Source organism: Pseudoalteromonas sp. K222D (assembly GCF_017653575.1).
Lineage (GTDB): Bacteria > Pseudomonadota > Gammaproteobacteria > Enterobacterales > Alteromonadaceae > Pseudoalteromonas > Pseudoalteromonas nigrifaciens.
In genome coordinates this window covers 14,263-35,105 of sequence record NZ_JAGGDL010000037.1, presented here as the reverse complement: position 1 = coordinate 35,105, position 20,843 = coordinate 14,263, and the positions used below count along the sequence as shown (strand labels likewise).

The window sequence follows — 20,843 nt, the reverse complement described above, 5'->3', positions numbered from 1 at the left end:
TTTACTGAGGTCTACTGACAGACAAAAAAGTGATCGGCTTGAATGGTATTGAGCGATCGGCATCATGGTATTACGCATTACACCCAAAAATAAAATGGTGTGTTACGAATGTGTGCTACGATTTAATGAAAAACAGTGGTTTTTATTAAACTAAAGTTGTTTTAAAATCAGTCTAATTGCATCTGTTTTTATTTTATCTATATGTTTTATATGGATTTTAATTGGAAAGGCTAAAAAGTGGCTCTACTCATAAATAGTAAATGCATTAACTGCGATATGTGCGATCCAGAGTGCCCAAATGAGGCTATTTATATGGGGGCTAAAATATATCAAATAGATCCCAGTAAATGCACTGAATGCGTAGGTCATTATGATAAGCCTACTTGCGTAAGTGTCTGCCCAATTGATTGTATTAAGCCAGACCCAACCCATAGTGAAACTATTGATGAGCTTGCCGATAAGTACGTAAGGTTAACTAGTAGTTGTGGCTAACTGCTAAGCGTACTGTTTTAAAGCTGATTAACAGTACGCTTAGTAATATTCGTTTTTATAAGTCAGGGAAGTGGCCAAAAGCTTGATTTATTTCATGGTTTTGCTGACTGACCCAAGTAAAGTAATCTTTATTAGCTAATAAACTGGCGGCATCGTTGTCGATTATCACTATCGCGTTTTTATGCATTTGTAAAATTGACGCCGGGCAACTTGCCGAAAGTGGGCCGTTTACCATGTCATTTACCGCTTGTGCTTTATTTTTACCCGTGGCAATTAGTAACACATACTTAGCGTCCATTATGGTAGCAATACCCATGGTCATCGCCATTTTTGGTTGTTGCTCATCGTCTGAAAACATTCTGCTGTTGTCTGATACGGTTTGCTCAGTTAGCGATTTGATCCGGGTGCGAGATGCAAAGCTTGATGAGGGTTCATTAAAGCCAATATGGCCATTGCCGCCAATGCCTAAAAGTTGCAGATCTAAGCCTCCGAGCGCCGCTATTTGCTGCTCAAAATGTTCACCTTGTTTTCTAGGATCTTGTTTGGCGTTACAAGTTGGTAAATGGGTATTGTTTTTATCTATATCTATGTGATTGAACAGCTGGCTGTTCATAAAGTAACGGTAGCTATTACTATTATTTTCATCGATATCGTAATACTCATCTAAATTAAACGTATTTACCTGAGCAAAACTAATATGCTTATTTTTATACATCGATACTAGCTGCTTATATAAATCAATAGGCGTGCTACCTGTAGCTAGGCCTATATTTGCATTGCTTTTTGCTAAAATTAACTTTTGTAGCAACGTTGCTGCATTTTCAGCAACAGCTTTTTTATCATCAAATATAAGTACTTGCATTTTACTTCTCTATTAATTGATTTTGAGCGTAGTGATGCACACCGATTAAATCGGCATCTGCACCCGATACCGGCTGTAACAAGGTTACTTGATAAATTGCCGGTGCTTGTTGAATTTTTTCAGCTACTTTATTAAAAAACAATGCTGACAAACCCACACTGCCTCCAATAACAACCATTTCATTGCCAAATGTGGCTTTCATATTAAATATCAGCTCGGCCACGGCCGATGCGGCATTATCAATAATTTCGGCTACTTCAGGATGCTCAGCGTAGTTTGTAAATACGTCTTTTGCATTGAGTGTTTTACCCAGTGCTTTGCTGGCGTGTTTAGCAATGGCAGTGCCTGAGGCAATTGACTCAACACAGTTTTTTCTGCCGCAGTGGCAGCTGTAGTTATGGTTTGATTGAATATGTACTGTGGTGTGGCCTAGGTGGGCACAAAACCCATCGGCGCAGGTGATTATTTGGTCGTTAAATACAATGCCTGCCCCCACTCCAGTTGATACGGTAATGTAAATAAAGTTTTTATTTTTTACCTGCTCATTTACCGTGTATTCAGCCCAAGCGGCTGCAGAGGCATCGTTAATTATAGTGACGGGTAGGTTAGTTAGGCTTTCTAACTGTGCTTTTAATGGTAATTTACGACGCACAGATAAAAAATTCACAAATTCTGCGCTAACTTGGCCTGTGCAAGCAATATTAATTGCGCTGGCTTGAGGTACCCACTTTTCAATTACGGTATAAACGTATGCCGCTAAGTCATCAATATTAGTATGTATAATAGAGTCAACTTTTAATGAATTAACGATTTGGTCATTATCAATAAGTGCGCAGGCTATTTTGGTGCCGCCAATATCAATAGCAATATTCATCATTAAATATCACTCTTTGCATTGTTAATACTTTGCACAAACCACCCAGTTATATGCTCAAGGCGGGTAATTGCCGAGCCAACAGTGACACACAATGCACCGAGTTCAATTGCTTTTGCAGCGCGTTCAGGCGAGTTGTAGCGCCCTTCGGCAATCACTTTTATACCAGCACTGACTAAGTCACTTACTAATTGATAGTCGGGTTCGTTAGGGGTTGTACTTAAATCTAAATAACCAGATAGCGTACTGCCAATAAAGGTACAGCCCGCGTCATGTAAAAACTTGCCGCCAGCAAGGTCAGCACAGTCGGCCATAGCAATACAGCCGTGTTCGTGGATGGTGTTTAACAGGGTTAGCCTATCTACTGGGCGAGGTCTATCTGTGCCATCAAACGCGATAATAGTTGCGCCGGCTTCGGCCAGGCCAATAACGTCTTCAACAAAGGGGGTTATGCGTACCTCGGTATCAGTAAGGTCGCGTTTAACAATACCTACAATAGGAATATTGCTTACTTTTGCGACCGCACGTACATTTTCAATGCCTTCAATTCTTAGTGCTTTCGCCCCCCCAGCTACGGTTGCTAATGCCATAGCAACAATATGCTCAACTTTATCCATAGGACCATCGTCAAGAGGCTGGCATGATGCAATTAAGCTACTTTGCAAATGGTTTACTAAAAAACTCTCTAACTCTATATTTTTATTTGACATATTTTGCTCTTAAATTTGGTTATTGGTTCATTGTATATAAGGTTAATTTTGAAAGATCTTTATTGTGTGCAGGGAATAATAAACTAACTAAGTAGCCAACAATTAAGCAGGTTAAAATACCTATTGTTCCGTAAAGGTAGCCATTAGCCCAGCCATATTTCCATGCTGAAATCATTAAGCTCACCCCTGAGATTATACCTACTATAGCGCCTACAGAGTTAGCACGTTTGGTTAATGCGCCAAGTATAAATATGCCACCTAATGCACCCATAAACATACCAATTACTTTAAAATAAGCTTCCATTAGTGAGCGTATTTCAGGGTCGATAAATATTAATCCAACTAAGGTGCCTAATACGCCAGAAATAAAAGTAAGGATGCGCGCTAAGCTCATATAAGACTTCTCAGATTTGGCTAAATTAAAAGGTCGTACAAAGTCGGTTAATACCGTAGTGGCAATAGAGTTCATGCTGGTTGAAACCGTTGACTGCGCTGCTGCAAAAATACCCGCAATAATGAGTCCGGCTAAACCCATTGGTAGTTCATTTGATATAAACGTAGGGAAAATTTGATCAATTTGAATGGTTGGGTCGAGTTTTTCAGGGTTAAGTTGGTAAAAAGCATATAAGCCTGTACCAATACAGAAAAACAATAACGCGCCCGGCGCCGCTAATATGGCATTGGCCCAAATAGATTTAACCGCTGAGGCAGGATCTTTGGTTACCATATATCTTTGCACAACGGCTTGATCTGCAGTGTAGCTCGATAAATTTTGGCCAATACCGCCCAGCACAATAACCCAAATAGATAAGCTAGTAATACTCTCAAGGCTAAAGTCGTTATTAACTATGGTAAATTTATCGTCAGCAAAACCAATTTGTATAAAGCTATTAAAGCCATCATCGAGGCCTGCAATAATTACAGCAAAACACACAACAGCGCCAATAAGTAATACCACGGTTTGAATAGTATCAGTCCAAATAACGGCCTCAACACCACCCAGTGTACAATACAATAAACAAAGCACTCCCATAATAAGCACGCTATCAGAGGCACTAAGAGGGGTTACCGCCGACAAAGCCAACGCGGTTAGTGCCATAACAATACCCATACGGCCAATATGAAATAAGGTGAATAAGCCACTGGCAAAAAGTCGTACCGGCATATTAAATCTTTTTGATAAAAACTCATATGCACTGGTTGCATCTAGCTGTCTAAAAAAAGGAATTGCTACATATACGGCAATAGGCGCTACTGCAATTATCATCCAAATACCAATAAGTAGTACCCAGTTAGTTTGATAAACAATGGCCGGAAGGGCGATGTAAGTTAACGAGCTTAACATAGTGGCATAAATAGAGCAGGCTGCAGCCCACCAAGGTATTGACTGTCCGCCTCTAAAGTAATCGTTGGTGTTTTTATTTTTAAACATAAAATACAAACCAACCATGACCACAGAAAGTAAGTAAATCACTAAAACCAGCATGTTTTGCCAGCCAAAATCGCGGGCTGTATTACTAATTTCACCTTTAATTAAAACGGTATTGTTAGTATTTAACTCTGTTACTACTGCATAAGAGTGTTGCTGAACCTGAGTTATTTTATGAAAACGATAGTCTGACTTATTGTAATTAGACCATGCTTTAGTGATGGTATTGTATGACAAGGTTTTGCCACCTTGAGTCACTACCATAATATGAGATTGACCCAGAGGAGAGGCAAATACAAGCTTATCAATATCTACCAGCTCAGTGGGGTTATTACTTGTTACGGTTAACCATGAATTTGCAGCTTCATCAAACTCGTGTAATAAAAGTTTAGAATTAGAGTTGCTGCTTTGCTCTGCGCTTTGTTGTGAAACGGCGTAAATGCGGTTTTCGTTGCCATTATTTTGCACCACAAGTTCACTGTTAATAATGTTTAGATCTGTAAATAATGCTGCATTAAGTGGTGTCCACTGTTGCTGGTCATTATTTAGGGCTATTTTAAAAAAGTACCACTGCTTATCAAAACCGGTAATGTACACGTTTTGCCCAAATACTTGCGCACTTATTTTACTAAACGAACGAGGTAAGTTAGCTAACTGTTTTGAAACAATACTTTGAGATTCATCATGCCATTCTAAAACATTAACACGTGTAGATTTTACCCCATTAACTACACCGCCCAGCACAACTGTTTTGTTATTGTGCTGCACTGTAATTGCTTGCGCTCTATTACCATCAATAGGTTTGAAGTTTAATACAGTACTTATTTCATTTGTTGCTAGGTCTAGCTTATTTAATTTGGCAAAGTCGGTACTTGAAATAAACAAAGCGTCATTCGTTAAAAAATATAAAGAATCTTTATTTATAGGCAGGTGATTAGCGTTACTTTTAATAACATGCCAATCAAGCTGTGTTTTAGCAAATGTATTGCATGATGTTAAAAGTAATAAAAAAATTATAATTATTCTCATAGTGCAACTGTATACCTGTTTGTGGTGTATACCTGTTATACCACTTGGTGGGTGGGAAATCTATAAATTTAACATTTGCGACACAAAAAAAGGCTAAATTTAGCCTTTTTATAATATCTATAGTTTAATTAATTACACTTAAAATTTTAGTCGTAATAATTATCAAAAACATAATCTATATGGGCAGAGAGCTTTGCGTCAGCTCCCTCTACATCACCATTTTTAATACACTCAAAAATAGCAACATGGTCGTTATAACTTTGCTTATTTAATTCCACAGTATTAACGCGCTCGGGGCGAGCATCAATTAACCAGTCCATTAACGCTTGGTGTACAGCTAAAAATATTGGGTTACCTGGGATAGAAGCAATCACCCGGTGGAAGTAAATATCTGTTTTTCTAAATTGAGTGTCGCTATTAATAGATTTGCTATTCAACTCAAGCGCTTCACCTAGTTCTTTTATTTGGCTTGGCGTTGCTGATGATGCGGCGTAGCGTACTAAGCTAGATTCAAAAAATCGTCTTAACTGGTCAAAATATTTTAAACCATTAGGCTGGGCAAGAAAGTCTTTTGACATCCCTGATAACTCAGAAATAATGGTGTCGGCTGAAGGGCGTGTTACCCGGGTTCTTTCACCGCTACTTATTTTTACCAAACCTTTACGTGCTAGTGCCGCTAAAGCATCCCTGATCGAAGGTCTACCGACGCCAAATGCAGCCATAAGATCTCGCTCAGAAGGCAGTGCATCACCTTCAGAAATTTCACCTTGGCGGATCATGCGTTCGAGCTCTTCTTCAACCGTTTCTGACAACTTTTTACGTTCGACAGGGCGCGTAATTTTTAATGACATTTAAAACCTATTAAATGGTTAGCTATTTGCCTATTGTACCATAAAACAATCAATTGACTAATATTCTCCAAAAACTAGCGATATAGCTAGTCTATGGCCGTTTTTATCATAGCTAATGTGTTTTGTATGTATTGTATTCTACTCGCTAGCGGTTGCTGATGTGGCAAAATAGAAATTTTACAGCCTACAAAATCTAATTTAGCACTTTGTTGTAATTGCATACATTTTTTAATTTGATGCTCGCTCAACTCTGAATCTTTATTATTTAGCTGATCAAAATCATTCATAACAGGGGGCATATGGCTATCTTTCCAAGCGCCATATAAAGCCGATGTGCTGCTTGCCCCTGAAAATATCAGCCCTGAGAGCAAGTTTTCGTTAATGCAAAGCTGCATATGATGCAGTGGCCCGGTTGCGCTTTGAGCCTCAATGGCTGAGCGTCCCCAGTTAATAGTGATGCCTAATTTATTATCTGCCTGTTTATTAACTGTCGCTATAGCTAAAAGCTCGTCTTCAATGCGCATAAACCCTTTTTCACTGGATTGGTTTTGTATATATGCATCGCAATGCTCAATAATTAATTTAGCGCCATGCCAATCCCAGCTTTGCAGCTCATTAAGTGACTTTACTAATGCACTGACAGAAGATGAGGTATTAGGCGTAATTGTGGGGGCGGTATGAATTTGTATATGACTTACCACTTGTTTATTAAAGTGGTTATTTAACTTGGCTATTTCCGCATTGGCTTGTTGATAAAAAGCTAATGCATTAAGTCGACCTGCCTCGTTATCAGAAGCGATACCAAAGTGCGGATCTTTTGCCAACTCCCCCATAGTGCCTGGTATACAGGTAATAACATAGCACCAGTTTTTATCAAGTTGATTGTAAAACCAGTCATTATCATATTTATGCAGCTTGCCAGTAAAGGGCACTTCTAAACCATCTATTAAGGTATTGTTTTTTAGTTGTTGATAAAATAAATGCTCAGCTTCTTGATCCCAGCTCGCATCTGAAGGCACAGATGCATAAGCCCCTACAATTATTTTCATATTAATCCTTATAAGCCGCAATTTAGCGCCAGTAGCATAGTGATCATCGTTTTAGTCTTAAGTGGCTTAAATAACCATATTAAAACACTAAGGTTTTGATGTATATTGGTGTAGCTGTTATACCAGTAGTGTGTCTTCAAAACAACATCTGAATTTTTTAAATTAACTATTTAGGCTCAAAAGTGAAAATATATAAATACGGTAGTGACTCCCAACAATACGGACAGTTTTTTAGGCCAAATAGTGAAGCAAGCGTCCCTGTGGTTATTGTTATACATGGCGGTTATTGGAAGGATAACCATAGCTTAGATACATACCCTACTAAGCATATTGTTGAGTATTTATTAGGCTTAAATGTGGCGGTATGGAATGTAGAATATCGCAGAATGAATAGCATGGGACCTAATATTACCGCGCCATGGCCAACAATATTCAGCGATGTAGCACAAGGAGTGGATTTTTTAACCACTATTGCTGAGCAAGAAAAAATAGATTTAAAGCAGGTGATGATCATTGGCCACTCTGCAGGCGGACACCTAGCAACTTGGGCTGCATCACGCGCTATGATAGACAAACAATCGGAGCTTTATAACGATGCCAGCCTAGCAATAAATACGGTAATTTCTATCTCTGGGGTACTTGAACTAAGAACGGCTGCTGATTTGGGGCAACCACTACAAATTGAAAAATTATTAGGCGGTCAATTTACTCGCGATCACTGCCGAGTAAAAAACGCTAATCCGTCGCAGTTAATCAATAATAAAGTGAATTATATCATTATTCATGGTGATAGCGATGAAGAGGTGAGTATTAACCAAGCGGCTAGTTTTGTTGAAAATAGCCACTCGAGCAATGTGCTATTACATGTTCTAAAGGGGATTGGTCACTTTCAAATGTTCCCCAGCTTTAATAAAAATCTGCAAAGTTGGCAATTAGTGCAGCAAATTATTACCCAAAATCTACAAACATCTTAATTGAGCGTAAAATCACAGCGTAAAAAAGCCGCATAAATGCGGCTAATAAGAGTTATAGATTTCATTTCATCCCCCCGGTTATTAAGCTTAGCTTGTACTCAGGGTAAACGCAGCCGTTACTACGCTGGTTGGTGATCCATAAAACCTGCGGCTTGCATTTTAGCAACCACGTCTTTTTTCTCATCGTCGTTAAGCGCACGAATTGGTAAGCGTGGGTTACCTACATCAATACCATGTAGTTGCATTGCTGCTTTACCCGCTGCTACACCGCCATATTGAACCAGAGTACGAATTAATGCGATAACTTTATCCATCAACGCAGTTACGGTTTCTTGGTCACCTTTGTTGAACGCTTCGATAATTTCTAAATAAAGCGGAGCTGCGTAGTTATACGTACTGCCTACTGCGCCAATAGCACCTACTGCTAGGCCACCTGGAAGAAACTCGTCAACACCAAATGGAATATCGAATTTGCCGCCACAAGCACGCTTACAACGTTGGAATTCGTAAAGATCACCATGGTTAAACTTAATACCTGCAAGGTTAGGAATAACCTTGTCAGCTTTAATTAAAAACTGCTCCATATCAAACATCACACCCGACATACCTGAGTGGTAGTAGTAAAATGCTTTTGATGGTGCGGCAGCGGCAACCGTTGCACAGTAATGCACTAAATCGTCAACTGAGCCGGGTTTAAAGAAACACGGTGCGATAATAGAGGTAGCAAAAATATCAAGCGTTTCTGCGTGCTTGGTTAATTCAAGGCTGTCGGCTATTGATAATGCGCCGGTATGCACAGTAATACTTAGTTTACCTTGAGCTGCTGTAACCCAACGCTCAGCAATAGCTTTGCGCTCAGCAACCGAGCAGTTAAGGCCCTCGCCTGTAGTGCCACAAATATAAACGCCTTTAACGCCTTGCTTAATTAGTAGCTCAGCAAGTTGGTCAATAACTGGTAAGTTAACATCACCATTTTTATCAAACGGAGTATGAGGGGCTGCGATCAGTCCAGTAAGTTTATTCATTTTTAGCCTCTGTAATTTTAAAATATTGCTTTGCCGCCAATCCATGTGTTTAACACACGAGGCGACGAATTTGTTGTTGAAAGTAAAGTTAAGTCGGCATTGGCGCCGATGCTTAACTGCCCACGAGAGCCCTCTATTCCTAAAAATTCAGCTGGGTATAAACTAGCCATATTGAGGGCGTCGGTTAAGGAAATGTCTAACATGTGTGTTGCGTTATTCACTGCGGTGATCATATTTAGTGCTGAGCCCGCTAATTGGCCGCTATTGCTGGTTAATTTGTCGCCAACTAAGTTAATGTCATGGCCGTCAAAATGCAGTTGTGTTTGCTCGCTACCTATAGTCGACATTGAGTCGGTAACTAGCATCATTTTACGAGCGGCTTTTGCTCTATAAGCTAGTTTGGCAGTACTTGGGTGTACGTGGTGGCCATCTAAAATAATGCCACACCAGCTTTGCTCATCAAGTAATGCAGCTCCCACCATATTTGGCGCGCGCGACTCAAGTGCTGACATAGCATTAAATAAATGGGTAAAACCCGTTGCGCCAGCAGCTAGTGCGGCCTGTGCTTGCTCAAAACTTGCGTTTGAGTGACCTAAACAAACATGTACACCGTGATCTACTAATATTTTAATTGTTTCGCAGCTGACATTTTCAGGGGCTAATGTGACTATTTTTATGCCTAAATCGTCACGACAATAAATATCTAATTCTTGCTGGCTTAAACCGCGAATTTGTTGGCTACTGTGAATGCCTTTTTTAGGCTCGCTAATATGTGGGCCTTCAAAATGTACTCCTAAAATACCAGGGGTGTGCTGTGCTATAGCGGTACTTATTAGGTTGGCAGTTTGTTCTATTTTATTTAAATTGCTGGTGATTAGCGTAGGCAGTAAGCTGCTAGTACCATACTTAGCATGTGCTGTGCTCATTGCTGTTAGGGTTTGTAAATTGGTATTTTGATTGAGTAAACAACCTCCGCCACCATTAACTTGCGTATCAATAAATCCAGCAGTTAATAAGCCACTAACTTTAGTTTCAATGGCGCCTTTTACAGTATCAAAAGCAATAATTTTGCCATCTTTAATACTAATAGGGTGGTTAGAGTGTAGTGTTTTGCCATCAAATAGATGATCGGCTATTAAAGTGGTGATCATGACAAGTCTTCTAAGTTAGTACTGACATTTAAAGCGGTGGACTAATTTTTTATGGTTAGTCCACCATTGCATTTAATATTTTAAGTATTAAACGGTTAACCCAAGCTTACTTAGATTAGAAGTTTAATTTAACACCGGCGTAATACGAGCGGCCTGTTAAATCATACGCACTACCATTTGTTAAAGTACCTTGTTGCTGATACTTATGACCAGCCGTTAGGTGTGGTGGCTGCTCGTCAAATAAGTTAGTGATACCAAAGTAAGCATTGATTTGGTTAGTAAAGTTATAGCTAAAACGCACATCGTTATAAAGACGTGAGTCGATAGAGTTAAGCTCTTCTGTTAATACGGTATTATCGTTACGGTCTTTGGTTTCATCCCAGTAACGTACTTGCCAATACACATTGAACTCATTAATTGTGTACGATGCATTAACGTTAAAACGCAGCTCTGGAAACATTACTTCGCCAGCTAGCTCTTGTTTGTCACCCGTTTCGAGTCCTGTAATGCTATAAGTGTCTAAGATGTTTGCTGCAAAGCCTACATACAAATCGCCATCACCTAAGTCGGTCATGTATGACACATCAATATCAAGGCCTCTTGTTTCAATGAGGTTTTCGTTACCAGATGCTGCATTTACTTCAAGTGCTGCACCTGAACGTCCATCACGGCGTACTAAGCCGCCACATTGTGCATCAAAATTGCTAGGGTCTGCAGAGTAACAACGATTTAAGATAACGGTACGGTCAGTTTTAGCGATGGCATCATCAATCTTAATGTCGTAATAATCAAGTGACATTTGTAAGCCAGAAATCGACTCTGGAGTAAAAACAATACCCGCAGTGAAGGTATCAGCTTTTTCTTCTTTAACATCGGTAGAGCCGCTTAATAAACCTGCGGTATTTTGGCGCTCTACTTGCGTTAAGTTAAACGCGCCATCGTTATCAATACGATCTGAAATCGCATCAATTGAACGACAGTTAACGGCGATATTACCGCTATCGGCATTAGTTACTCCGTTACAAGGGTCGGTTATTAGTGCTGCAGTTGCAGTACCACCAGCAAACAAGTCGCTTACGTTAGGAGCACGTACTGCAGTTGCCATAGCACCACGTAGGCGAATACTATCGGTTATTGGTGCATCTAAGCCAATAGTCCAGTTAGTAGTGCTACCTACAGACGAGTAATCGCCAAAACGTACTGCAGCAGATAAGCTTAACTTTTCATGCAGTGGAATATGTAACTCACCAAATACGTCAACAACATCAAATGAGCCTTTGGTTTTTGCAATTGCTGCACCGCGTACAATACCCGCTTGGCGTAGTGGATCTGGTGTTTCATGGCCTTTTTCTTCACGGTATTCTACACCACCAGCAAAACCAATAGTGTCTACGTCGTTACTAACGGCATAATCTAATCGACCAGCAACAACGGCGGTTACTACCACTTGCTCAATACTACCTTCTAGGTTGGTATCAGCTGATAAGTAATCTACTGCTTCAGGCGAAATGCCATTAAGCGAGAACGGGTTAAATACAACACAGCCGTTAATGCGTGCAATATCATCAGCACATTGGAATCCGCCAGCGCCATTATCTTCAACATTTAAAGCAAAGCGAGCACGGTCAAGGTTAATATCGCCATGGTTAGTTTGCTTTTGGTCTGTAACGCCATAAGTGCCGCTTACTTTTAAGTAAATATCATTTGAAATATCATATTCATATTCGCCAGCAACTCTAAATGTGCTACGGGTGTTCTCCGCGCCACGGTCACCAAATTCATATAGGCGTCTAAATGTTAAGCTTGCATCATCAAGACTATTAATGCCGTCGGCAAGTAAGTTATTGCCAAGTGCAGTACCTGCAAACCAAGGGTGCGTTGCAATATCAATACCTGTAGTACCACCTTTAGATAACTTAAAAATGTCGTTGCGGGTATCAAGTGGAATAGGCTCATAACGAGCTCGTGAATCTACACGCGCGTAGTTAGCAGTAAAGTTCATCCGCGATTTTTCGTTTAAATCCAGTGATAAACCAGTTGCAACAAAGTGGCGTGTTAGTGGCGCTACCATAGAGCGATAATCGTGAAAGTTAAACGCATCAGATGTTGCGGGATCATCGGTACGGGTAAATAAGCTACCGTCACCATTGTATTTATCAATACGGCCACCAAAAACATGCGAAGAACCCACAAACTGAGACGTATCTAGTATGCCATCGCCATTGGTATCAACAGCATCTTTGTGCACGCGTGAATAGTCACGATCGCCAGCCATTAAGCCATCGTCTTCAGAGTAACCAACGGATAACCAAGCATTACCGTCATCAAAGTTTTTACCAATTGAAAATTCGATATCTCTTGTGTCTTTATCACCTTCGCCACTGCGTCCGGCTTGTGCTTTAAACGCGACACCGTCAAAGTTTTTCTTAAGGATAATGTTAACCACACCTGCAACTGCATCAGAGCCATAAGCGGCAGATTGACCGCCGGTAAGTACTTCAATACTTTGGATCATAGTGGTAGGAATTGTGTTTAAATCAACGCCGTAGCCAGAGCCAACAGACATGCCAGAAACGTAACGCTTACCATCAACTAGTACTAAGGTACGCGAAGATCCTAAGTTACGTAAAGCAACGGTGTTTAAGCCTGAGTCTTGCTCGCTGATATTTGAGCTTGCCGAGGTTGTATCACCCACTACTGAGGGCATTCTAGCTAGTAGGTCACCCACGTTTACTGCGCCAACACCTTCAATATCATCGGCGTCTAATATTTTTACCGGTGAAGCAGATTCGAAGTCACCTTTACTAATATATGATCCAGTTACAATTATTTTTTCTACTTTTGCTTCTGCTTTTACATTGTCTGCATCTGCAGCTAATGAATAAGTTGTTACCGAAGCAATACTGATCGCCAGTAGTGATTTAACAAGTGTTTTTGATTTCAACATGGTATCCCCAAAAATTTATAATTATTTTTTAAATGTTTATTCATAACTCGCTTTGCTCGATAACAGCAAAATAACACAACAAAGCACTGAAGTTACAAGTACGCCATTAACCTGTTATACCAGCGTACCACTTGAGCGTTTTAAATGTCAAAGTTAAAATCTGTTTTTTAACTGGTTGTTTACATGTTTGGCGCTATATTGTTAATTTTATTTAGTTTATTCATATAAAATTTTATATGCGGCTATTAACACTGTAAATGTGGCTAGCAATGAGCTAGCCGAAGGCGTTATGAGGTAATAATGAAGAGAGTTATAAGGGGCTATTTGCGCTTTATGCGTCGTTATTTTGTAAACTAATGCGCGTAAATGAAATAGCACTATAGTTATCGCGTTCAAACATCACGCCTATCTCGTTATTGCTTAACTGGCAAATAGAAGAGTAGCCAAATGAGCCTTTATAAACACATGCTATGTGTTGCCAGCTTGTAGCGTCATCTAGGCTTATTTTTAGAGTGCCTTGAATGCGTTGTGACTGGTTTTCTGGGCCGCAATATAATAGTCCGCTGTGTTTAGCGTCGTGTTGTAAGCTAATAATACTGCCCTGACATTCAGGCTCGGTTAAATCGGGAGTGTCTTGCAGTGGTGTCCAACTAATACCGCCATCTTCACTAAAGGCAGTTTTACGCAGGTGATTACCATGGTAACTGCGAGCATTAAGTAGTACCCGACCATCAGCAAGCTCGGCCATTTGTGTTTCATTAGCGTGCTCAGCTATTGCAGCAGGGGCAACCTCACCGTATTGCCACTGATGTCCACCATCGTCACTATACACAGCATATACTTTCATATTATCCCAAGGGCCTTGGGTAAATGGCATTACAATACGGTTTTTATAGCTCCCGGTGCGCAGTTGAATACCTATGCCTGGGCCACCAGCGTAGCAGGTAACCTCGGTTGGGCGTTTAACTTGGCGGGTAATATCTACCCGTGGTGACCAATTGAGCCCGCCATCGCTGCTGCGTTGTACAAAGGTACGGCAAATTCGCCCTTGGTAGCCTGTCTCTACCGCGCCTTCGTGAACATTAGATGGAAAGTTTTGCCCTGCATGAGATACCCACGCTGCTGGGTTTTCAACTTGTTCGGGCGTGGTATATGGATACTCTTGGTACATTAATACTATATCGCCTGAGCCAGCATCAATTACAACCAAAGGATTATTTAAGGCATTATCGCCAGCATCGGCTACCAGAATTTGATCGCTCCAGCTTGTGCCGTTATCTTGGCTGGTTTTTAGTACAATTTTATTGTGAGCATGGTCTGACAATATCGCACGTGCTTCGCAAAATGCGAGTAGTTTTCCATCTGGCATAGGCAATAATGCCGGAATACGATAACTACCAAAACCATCTGTTTCGGCCTCAAAAATATTGCTGATCACTGTGGTATTTGTCAGTGAAGGTTGCACAGTACTCATTTAAAACTCCTCGGCTGCAAGGGTTGCATAATAGTGGTTTAAACGGCTGCAGCTAGCCGATCACTTCATAGTATGAATAGTTAAGCCGCTAAGGTTATTAGCCGGTTGTTTGCTAAATAAGGCGCTGGCAACATAGCCAACAAAAATACAGCTAACTATGCCAATGGTGCCAAATAAATAGCCTTCTACTAGCTCAAATATCCATGCAAACATCATAGTAATTACGCCAAAAAATAACCCAACCATGGCACCAGAGGCATTGGCTCGGGTACTAATTATACCCAAAATAAATAGCCCACCGAGTGCACCCATAAACATACCTACCACTTTAAAGTACTCCTCCATTAACGAGCGTATTTCGGGGCTAATAAATAATAAGCCAACTAAAGTACCAAAAATGCCTACCAATAGAGTTAACAGTCGCGCTGCATTTAGGTAGCCTTTTTCACTGCGGCAAAGGTTAAAAGGGCGCATAAAATCGGTTACTAATGTGGTCGACATTGAGTTCATACTGGTTGATACGGTAGATTGTGCAGCAGCAAAAATGCCAGCAATAATAAGCCCTGCAATGCCAATAGGTAGCTCACTGGAAATAAAAGCAGGAAATATTTGGTCAATTTGCTTGGTTGGATCGAGCTTTTCAGGATTCGACTGGTAAAAAACATATAAACCAGTACCAATAATAAAAAACAATACAGATGCTACCGGTGCCATAATACCGTTAGTCCAAATTGATTTGCGGGCAGAGGCCACATCTTTAGTGGTCATGTAGCGTTGTACAATAGATTGATCGGCTGTATAAGTTGATAGATTTTGCCCTATACCGCCCAGCACAATTACCCAGATAGAGAGCTTAGTGAAACTATCCATACTGAAGTCTATATCTAGGGTTTTAAACTTGTCATTGGCGATACCACTGCGAAATATTTCCGCTATGCCACCATCAACACCGCTGACAATATAAGCAAAGCATAATAGTGCACCTAAAAGCAGAACCACGGTTTGTATGGTGTCGGTCCAAATAACGGCTTCAATACCACCGAGTGTGCAATATATTAAGCTCAGTACTCCAATGATCAGCACGCACTGCCAAGCATCAAAAGGAGTTACAGCTGCAAGCGCAAGGGCAGTTAACGCCATAACAATACCCATGCGACTAATATGAAACAGGGTAAATAAGCCACTAGCAAACAGGCGCACCGGCATATTAAAGCGCAGTGATAAAAACTCATAAGCACTGGTGGCATCTATTTTACGAAAGAACGGCATAGCAACATAAGCTGCAATAGGCGTTACCGCTAAAATCATCCAAATACCGCCCCAATATAACCAGTCGGTTCTGTAAACAATGGCAGGAATACCCACAAAGGTCAGCGAGCTGAGCATAGTTGCGTACATTGAGCAGGCATTAGCCCACCAAGGAATATTTTGGCCACCGCGAAAGTAGTCGTTCACGTTTTTGTTTTTAAACACGAAGTACACGCCAATTAGCACCATAGCAAACAAGTACACAACCAATACCGTCATATTTTGCCAGCCAAAGGCGTCACTCGCTTCGGCAATTGCTGCTACTTGTAGACTACTATTAAATTTATTGGCTTGATGAACGAGTATTTTTCCATCCCAAGGTAATACTGCCATTGAGGTTGTAGTTTGCTGAACAGGCATAGCCAAAAGCTGTGGATCAATGCTGTCATATTTTGCCCACACATTAGTGATGGCGTTATAGCTCAGCACCTGTGTTTGGTTGGCGCTACTGGCAAAAAGTAAAAAATGAGACTGGCCAATTGCCAGTGCATTACCAGAGCTCAACTGTAAATTAGGTAACTCACTGTTAAACCCGCTTTGTGGCGTCCAATGTGGTTGTGAATCGTCTGCCTTATATTTCCATAGTGAACTTTGGCTGTCGGAATTTGGCATTTCTAAAGCAAATAATACATCTCCACGGCCGTCATTTTGGCTAACTAATGTAATTGATTGCGGGCGAGGCGTTAATTTATGCCAGTTTGCCGCTGCAGTATAGTGCTTTGGCTCACTACCTTGGGTGAAAGCAGCTAGCGCTGTTGTGGATAAATCAAGCGCATAAAGTGCAGTGGTTTTACCTGTGTCAGTTGCCGTTATCAGTACATATAAGGTACTACCAACAAAGGCAGCAGAACCTTCACGCATAGGAATAGGCAGCGCAGGCAGTGTATGCATTTCTATGTCAGATGCCTGGTTACGACGCACTAGCAAAGTGTCGTTAAAGGTATGAGTTTCATCACTGCCACCAAGCAGTACTATGCCATTTTCAAAAGAGGCAGAGGCTCCATATGCACGTGGTGAAGGCAGCTTTATGGCAGCTTTTTTCCAATTTAAAGCACGTGGCTGATTAGGGTTTTGCTCCCCAAACCATATTGAACTGAGGTATTTGGGAGTGCTATTTCGGGAGTTGTTAGTACTTATTCCACCAGCAATTATCAGTAATTCATTATGTACCCCAACTAAAGGAGCATAGCGAGAAACGGCTTCTACTGGCGCGGCTTGCTTACTCCAGTGTAGAGCAACGCGCTCGCCAGCATATGCATGAGAAGTTAAGCCAAGCAAGATTGCCAAGAGGCAAAAAATAACATGTAAAGCTCGCAATGAATGAGTGCGTAAGCGCATTGAAAAAAGACGATGCATAGCGGGTATTCCTATTATTTTTAGCAGAGTTTAATACACAAAGATGGATAACACTGTTTCGGATGTATACCTGTTATACCAGTTGTTATTTTCTAAATCTAGCAATACAAGGTAAATGGGGTGAATTAATTGTTGGTGTTGTAGTTGTTAAGTAAATAAATGTTGTGCAGGGCAACGCTGATTTATTAATAATATTGGCCGCAGCTAGTACTTAGCGCGAGATAGTGTGCGGGTTGCTGAGCATGTATTAGCAAGTGCTCAGCATATTCTAATAAAACAGCTATTAGCTTAAAAAAAACATGCAGTAAAAGGAAGGTTGTTACATCAGGTTACTTCGTAACTTAGTTATTTACCTTAACGGGCACGGTAAATTCGGCAATAAATAACGCATTATTATTTTTAAGAGTGAGCGAACCTTGGTACTTTTCGGCGATGCTGGCCACAATTGATAGGCCAAGCCCAGCGCCGTTTGCTGCGCCTTTACGCCAAAAACGAGTTGCCATATTAGCTAAATCAGCTTGGTTAATATGGGCGTGGTTACTAATGGTTATTTTTAGTGCTGTGGCTGTTAAATTAGCGGCTAAAATGACTGGTGTATTCGCTTTGCTGTACTTAAATGCGTTATCAAGTAAATTACGACACACTATAGTGAGCATGGCACTGGGAATACAATACACTGGCTGGCTTGCTGTTATATTATAGGTTAAGCGGGCGTTATTGTGGTTTGATTCTGTTACCACAGTAGTAATTAACGAATCAAGCTCCCAAGGCTCTGTAATGTTTAGCGGCGTGTCGGCATCTACATGGGCTAACACCAGTAGATTGTCTAAAATAGTATTTAATCTATGCGCACTTTTTTTAGCTTGCCCTAGTGCTTTTTGTTGAGTGGTATCTTGCGTAAGCTCTGCTAATTGTATTTGCGCTAAAATGCCGGATAGTGGGGTTCTTAGCTCATGCGCGGCATTACTGGTAAAGTGTTTTTCGCGGCTGATCCCTTTTGCTAAGCGGACCATTAAGGCATTTTGGCTAGTTATAAGCGGTTGCAGTTCTTTTAAAGGCTGGTTTAACTGTATCGGTTCTAAGTCGTGACTGCCGCGTTTTTCAAGCGCGTGTATTAATAACTTTATTGGCCGTATTCCTGTGCCAATTGCAAACCAAAGTAATATTAGGGCAACAAAAATAGCTAACGCCGGTGGAATGAGTATGCTAATGAGCAAGTCGTGATAGAGCACATCGCGCTCGGCCACTTTATCGGCAATGGTAATTTTATATTGCGCAGTAATTAAGGTGAATGTACGCCACTGCGCTTGCTCAGAGCTTAAATAACTAAAACCTTGGTTTAAGCTAGGCTGATTGGGAAACGATTTGCTGTTACTGCTGGCAATTATACTGCCTTGCAGGGAGCTAATTTGACAGGTTAGGCCTTTTTCAGTGTTTACCCCACTGGCATTTATAATATCAGGGAGGTTTTTACTGAGCGCATCTTTGGGTACGTGGGCTAAAATGTTACCTAACATAAAAGCGGTTGAGCGCAGGCGCTGATCAAAGTTAACCTCTAACTTATTGTTTAACCCCGATATCATCCACACACTGGCGATAAGCCAAAAGCCTAAAAAGACCGCTGCAACCAATACCGTTAACCGTAACCGCAAGCTCATTAGTGGCTCACCTCTATTGTGCCTAATCTAAAGCCTAGGCCACGTATGGTTTCTATTGCCGGTGCGCCTAGTTTTTTACGTAAATTAAAAATATGTACGTTAAGTGCGTTACTCGCTACATCATCGCACACGCCATAAAGTACATTTTTTAACTGGCTTTGGGTTAAAATTTGTTGCGGACTATTTAAAAAGGTTTGCAGTAATAAGTCCTCGTTACGTGACAAGCAAACAAGCGTGCCATTGAGTAATGCTTTATGTTGCTCTAAATCGTATTGCAGTGCGCCGTGAGTAATTGTATTGCTGAGCCTATCGCTTGCGCGGCGCTTTAAGCTTAATAGCCGCGCTAATAACTCTCTTAAATCAAAAGGTTTTACCAGGTAGTCGTCGGCGCCTTTTTTTAATCCAATAACTTTGTCATCTATGGTATTGCTCGCGGTAAGAATAAGCACGGGTAGCGAAAAACGATTGTCACGCAGCCAGCTTAACCAGTTAATGCCATTACCATCGGGTAGGTTTAAATCAAGAATGCATAAATCAAAATTGCTCGATTGCATATAAGTAGTGGCTGCGCTTAGTGTACTAACGTGCTCAACGGCTAGCCCTTGGTGGGTTAAGTAAGTACAAATAGCGTCGGCTATTACGTCATCATCTTCCACTAACAATACAAACATACTCGCTACCCTGTTTAAAATACCCTAGCTAGAATACCTGTTTCCATTGGTGAAGTAACTGCTATGTGCTTATTTACTATTAATTTTTGCTCTTAATATTGGCTTAATTAACGCTTTGTATACTATAGCGGCTAACCGTATTTAAAGAAGATTTATAGCCATGTTAAGTATTTCACTCGGGCCGTTTGTTATTGCCATTTCGCAGCTTATTATTTTATTAGGCTTAGGCGTATTTTGGTTGCTTACTTATTTACAAACTCGTAAGCAACCACAGCAAAAAGCAATTTTAGACACTGTATTTAAAGCATTTGTAGTGGGCTTTATTGTTGCGCGATTAATGTTTGTTTTGATTATGTGGGATGCGTATCAAGAAAACTGGTGGCAACTTATTAATATAAGTGATGGCGGCTTTATGCCTACCTATGGCTGGGTGGCGGGTGCGCTTGTGTTGGCGCTGTATGCGCGAGGCAAAAAAGCAGTGCTGAAAACCTATTTCATAGCGGCTATTGTCGCGTTGCTTACCATTATGGTGCCTACCTTTGCTGCCTCTATTTATAAAGCTGGGGTTGAGCTGCCACAATCTGCGGTATATAACCTGCGTGGTAAAGAGGTTGATTTACAGTCATTTAAAGGCAAACCTGTCGTTATTAACTTTTGGGCGTCGTGGTGCCCACCGTGCCGTAAAGAAATGCCGGTATTACAGGCTGCGCAAAAAAACAATCCTAATATAGCTTTTGTTTTTGTTAACCAAGGAGAGGATTTATTTACGGTACAAAAATTTATTAATGCTGAGCAGCTCGACTTACGCAATGTGTTTTTTGATCAAAACAGTAATGTAAGTCGTGAATCCGGAGCTGCTGGGCTACCAACCACGCTTTTTTATAGCAGTGATGGCAAATTAGTAACCAGTCACATGGGAGAGCTCTCACACGCGAGTTTGCGTTATTACATGCAAGCTATAAATCAACAGTCTGCACAATAAG

16 protein-coding genes are annotated in these 20,843 nt (G+C 40.8%); 3 read left to right on the top strand and 13 right to left on the bottom strand.

What is annotated here, in order from left to right; all coding sequences use genetic code 11:
• The first annotated feature begins 237 nt into the window (after nt 1-237).
• The gene (locus J5X91_RS14935) at nt 238-492 is read left to right on the top strand and encodes a YfhL family 4Fe-4S dicluster ferredoxin (protein ID WP_179808104.1); all 255 of its coding nucleotides are present in this window, start codon (nt 238-240) and stop codon (nt 490-492) included.
• A 55-nt stretch (nt 493-547) separates the two neighbouring features.
• Here the strand turns inward: J5X91_RS14935 and nagB are convergent, their stop codons facing one another.
• From nagB to J5X91_RS14905, 6 genes are all read right to left on the bottom strand, one after another.
• Nucleotides 548-1,354, bottom strand: coding sequence for a glucosamine-6-phosphate deaminase (nagB, locus tag J5X91_RS14930; protein WP_208835139.1), 807 nt, complete (start codon nt 1,352-1,354; stop codon nt 548-550).
• Between the two features lies 1 nt (nt 1,355).
• Nucleotides 1,356-2,231: an ROK family protein gene (locus J5X91_RS14925; RefSeq protein WP_208835138.1), complete on the bottom strand. Its 876-nt coding sequence runs from the start codon at nt 2,229-2,231 to the stop codon at nt 1,356-1,358.
• Nucleotides 2,231-2,938 (bottom strand): N-acetylmannosamine-6-phosphate 2-epimerase, encoded by a 708-nt coding sequence (locus J5X91_RS14920; RefSeq protein ID WP_058374768.1) that lies wholly within the window; start codon nt 2,936-2,938, stop codon nt 2,231-2,233. Before J5X91_RS14920 ends, J5X91_RS14925 begins: the two co-directional genes overlap by 1 nt.
• 19 nt (nt 2,939-2,957) lie before the next feature.
• A complete protein-coding gene (locus J5X91_RS14915) occupies nt 2,958-5,396 on the bottom strand; it encodes a sodium:solute symporter (RefSeq protein ID WP_208835137.1) in 2,439 nt (812 codons plus the stop codon).
• A 146-nt stretch (nt 5,397-5,542) separates the two neighbouring features.
• A complete protein-coding gene (locus J5X91_RS14910; RefSeq protein WP_041454891.1) occupies nt 5,543-6,247 on the bottom strand; it encodes a transcriptional regulator NanR in 705 nt (234 codons plus the stop codon).
• Between the two features lie 86 nt (nt 6,248-6,333).
• Nucleotides 6,334-7,296 (bottom strand): DUF4862 family protein, encoded by a 963-nt coding sequence (locus tag J5X91_RS14905; protein ID WP_208835136.1) that lies wholly within the window; start codon nt 7,294-7,296, stop codon nt 6,334-6,336.
• Between the two features lie 182 nt (nt 7,297-7,478).
• Here J5X91_RS14905 and J5X91_RS14900 point away from each other — a divergent pair, with 182 nt between their 5' ends.
• On the top strand, nt 7,479-8,270 hold the full coding sequence (locus tag J5X91_RS14900; protein ID WP_208835135.1) for an alpha/beta hydrolase: 792 nt from the start codon (nt 7,479-7,481) through the stop codon (nt 8,268-8,270).
• Between the two features lie 119 nt (nt 8,271-8,389).
• On the opposite strand, the gene J5X91_RS14895 is transcribed toward J5X91_RS14900, so the two are convergent.
• The 7 genes from J5X91_RS14895 to J5X91_RS14865 all read right to left on the bottom strand — a co-directional run bounded on the left by J5X91_RS14895 (nt 8,390) and on the right by J5X91_RS14865 (nt 19,860).
• Nucleotides 8,390-9,295: a dihydrodipicolinate synthase family protein gene (locus J5X91_RS14895; RefSeq protein ID WP_011329793.1), complete on the bottom strand. Its 906-nt coding sequence runs from the start codon at nt 9,293-9,295 to the stop codon at nt 8,390-8,392.
• Nucleotides 9,296-9,312: 17 nt separating this feature from the next.
• The gene (nagA, locus tag J5X91_RS14890) at nt 9,313-10,446 is read right to left on the bottom strand and encodes an N-acetylglucosamine-6-phosphate deacetylase (protein WP_058374773.1); all 1,134 of its coding nucleotides are present in this window, start codon (nt 10,444-10,446) and stop codon (nt 9,313-9,315) included.
• A gap of 115 nt (nt 10,447-10,561) precedes the next feature.
• Nucleotides 10,562-13,393, bottom strand: coding sequence for a TonB-dependent receptor (locus tag J5X91_RS14885; protein WP_208835134.1), 2,832 nt, complete (start codon nt 13,391-13,393; stop codon nt 10,562-10,564).
• A gap of 331 nt (nt 13,394-13,724) precedes the next feature.
• On the bottom strand, nt 13,725-14,867 hold the full coding sequence (locus J5X91_RS14880) for a sialidase family protein (RefSeq protein WP_208835133.1): 1,143 nt from the start codon (nt 14,865-14,867) through the stop codon (nt 13,725-13,727).
• A 60-nt stretch (nt 14,868-14,927) separates the two neighbouring features.
• Complete coding sequence (locus J5X91_RS14875; RefSeq protein ID WP_208835132.1) at nt 14,928-17,531, bottom strand: sodium/solute symporter; 2,604 nt, start codon at nt 17,529-17,531, stop codon at nt 14,928-14,930.
• A 341-nt stretch (nt 17,532-17,872) separates the two neighbouring features.
• Nucleotides 17,873-19,189 (bottom strand): histidine kinase dimerization/phospho-acceptor domain-containing protein, encoded by a 1,317-nt coding sequence (locus tag J5X91_RS14870; RefSeq protein ID WP_208835131.1) that lies wholly within the window; start codon nt 19,187-19,189, stop codon nt 17,873-17,875.
• Nucleotides 19,189-19,860: a response regulator transcription factor gene (locus tag J5X91_RS14865; RefSeq protein WP_089369115.1), complete on the bottom strand. Its 672-nt coding sequence runs from the start codon at nt 19,858-19,860 to the stop codon at nt 19,189-19,191. Before J5X91_RS14865 ends, J5X91_RS14870 begins: the two co-directional genes overlap by 1 nt.
• A 160-nt stretch (nt 19,861-20,020) precedes the next feature.
• Between J5X91_RS14865 and J5X91_RS14860 the strand changes: the two genes are divergently transcribed.
• On the top strand, nt 20,021-20,842 hold the full coding sequence (locus J5X91_RS14860; protein ID WP_086999055.1) for a TlpA disulfide reductase family protein: 822 nt from the start codon (nt 20,021-20,023) through the stop codon (nt 20,840-20,842).
• Nucleotide 20,843: the final 1 nt, after the last annotated feature.

Coding starts and splice junctions, on each gene's coding strand:
- nagB (WP_208835139.1), bottom strand. CDS start 1,354: ATGCAAGTACTTATATTTGATGATAAAAAAGCTGTTGCTGAAAATGCA.
- J5X91_RS14925 (WP_208835138.1), bottom strand. CDS start 2,231: ATGATGAATATTGCTATTGATATTGGCGGCACCAAAATAGCCTGCGCA.
- J5X91_RS14920 (WP_058374768.1), bottom strand. CDS start 2,938: ATGTCAAATAAAAATATAGAGTTAGAGAGTTTTTTAGTAAACCATTTG.
- J5X91_RS14915 (WP_208835137.1), bottom strand. CDS start 5,396: ATGAGAATAATTATAATTTTTTTATTACTTTTAACATCATGCAATACA.
- J5X91_RS14910 (WP_041454891.1), bottom strand. CDS start 6,247: ATGTCATTAAAAATTACGCGCCCTGTCGAACGTAAAAAGTTGTCAGAA.
- J5X91_RS14905 (WP_208835136.1), bottom strand. CDS start 7,296: ATGAAAATAATTGTAGGGGCTTATGCATCTGTGCCTTCAGATGCGAGC.
- J5X91_RS14895 (WP_011329793.1), bottom strand. CDS start 9,295: ATGAATAAACTTACTGGACTGATCGCAGCCCCTCATACTCCGTTTGAT.
- nagA (WP_058374773.1), bottom strand. CDS start 10,446: ATGATCACCACTTTAATAGCCGATCATCTATTTGATGGCAAAACACTA.
- J5X91_RS14885 (WP_208835134.1), bottom strand. CDS start 13,393: ATGTTGAAATCAAAAACACTTGTTAAATCACTACTGGCGATCAGTATT.
- J5X91_RS14880 (WP_208835133.1), bottom strand. CDS start 14,867: ATGAGTACTGTGCAACCTTCACTGACAAATACCACAGTGATCAGCAAT.
- J5X91_RS14875 (WP_208835132.1), bottom strand. CDS start 17,531: ATGCATCGTCTTTTTTCAATGCGCTTACGCACTCATTCATTGCGAGCT.
- J5X91_RS14870 (WP_208835131.1), bottom strand. CDS start 19,189: ATGAGCTTGCGGTTACGGTTAACGGTATTGGTTGCAGCGGTCTTTTTA.
- J5X91_RS14865 (WP_089369115.1), bottom strand. CDS start 19,860: ATGTTTGTATTGTTAGTGGAAGATGATGACGTAATAGCCGACGCTATT.
- J5X91_RS14860 (WP_086999055.1), top strand. CDS start 20,021: ATGTTAAGTATTTCACTCGGGCCGTTTGTTATTGCCATTTCGCAGCTT.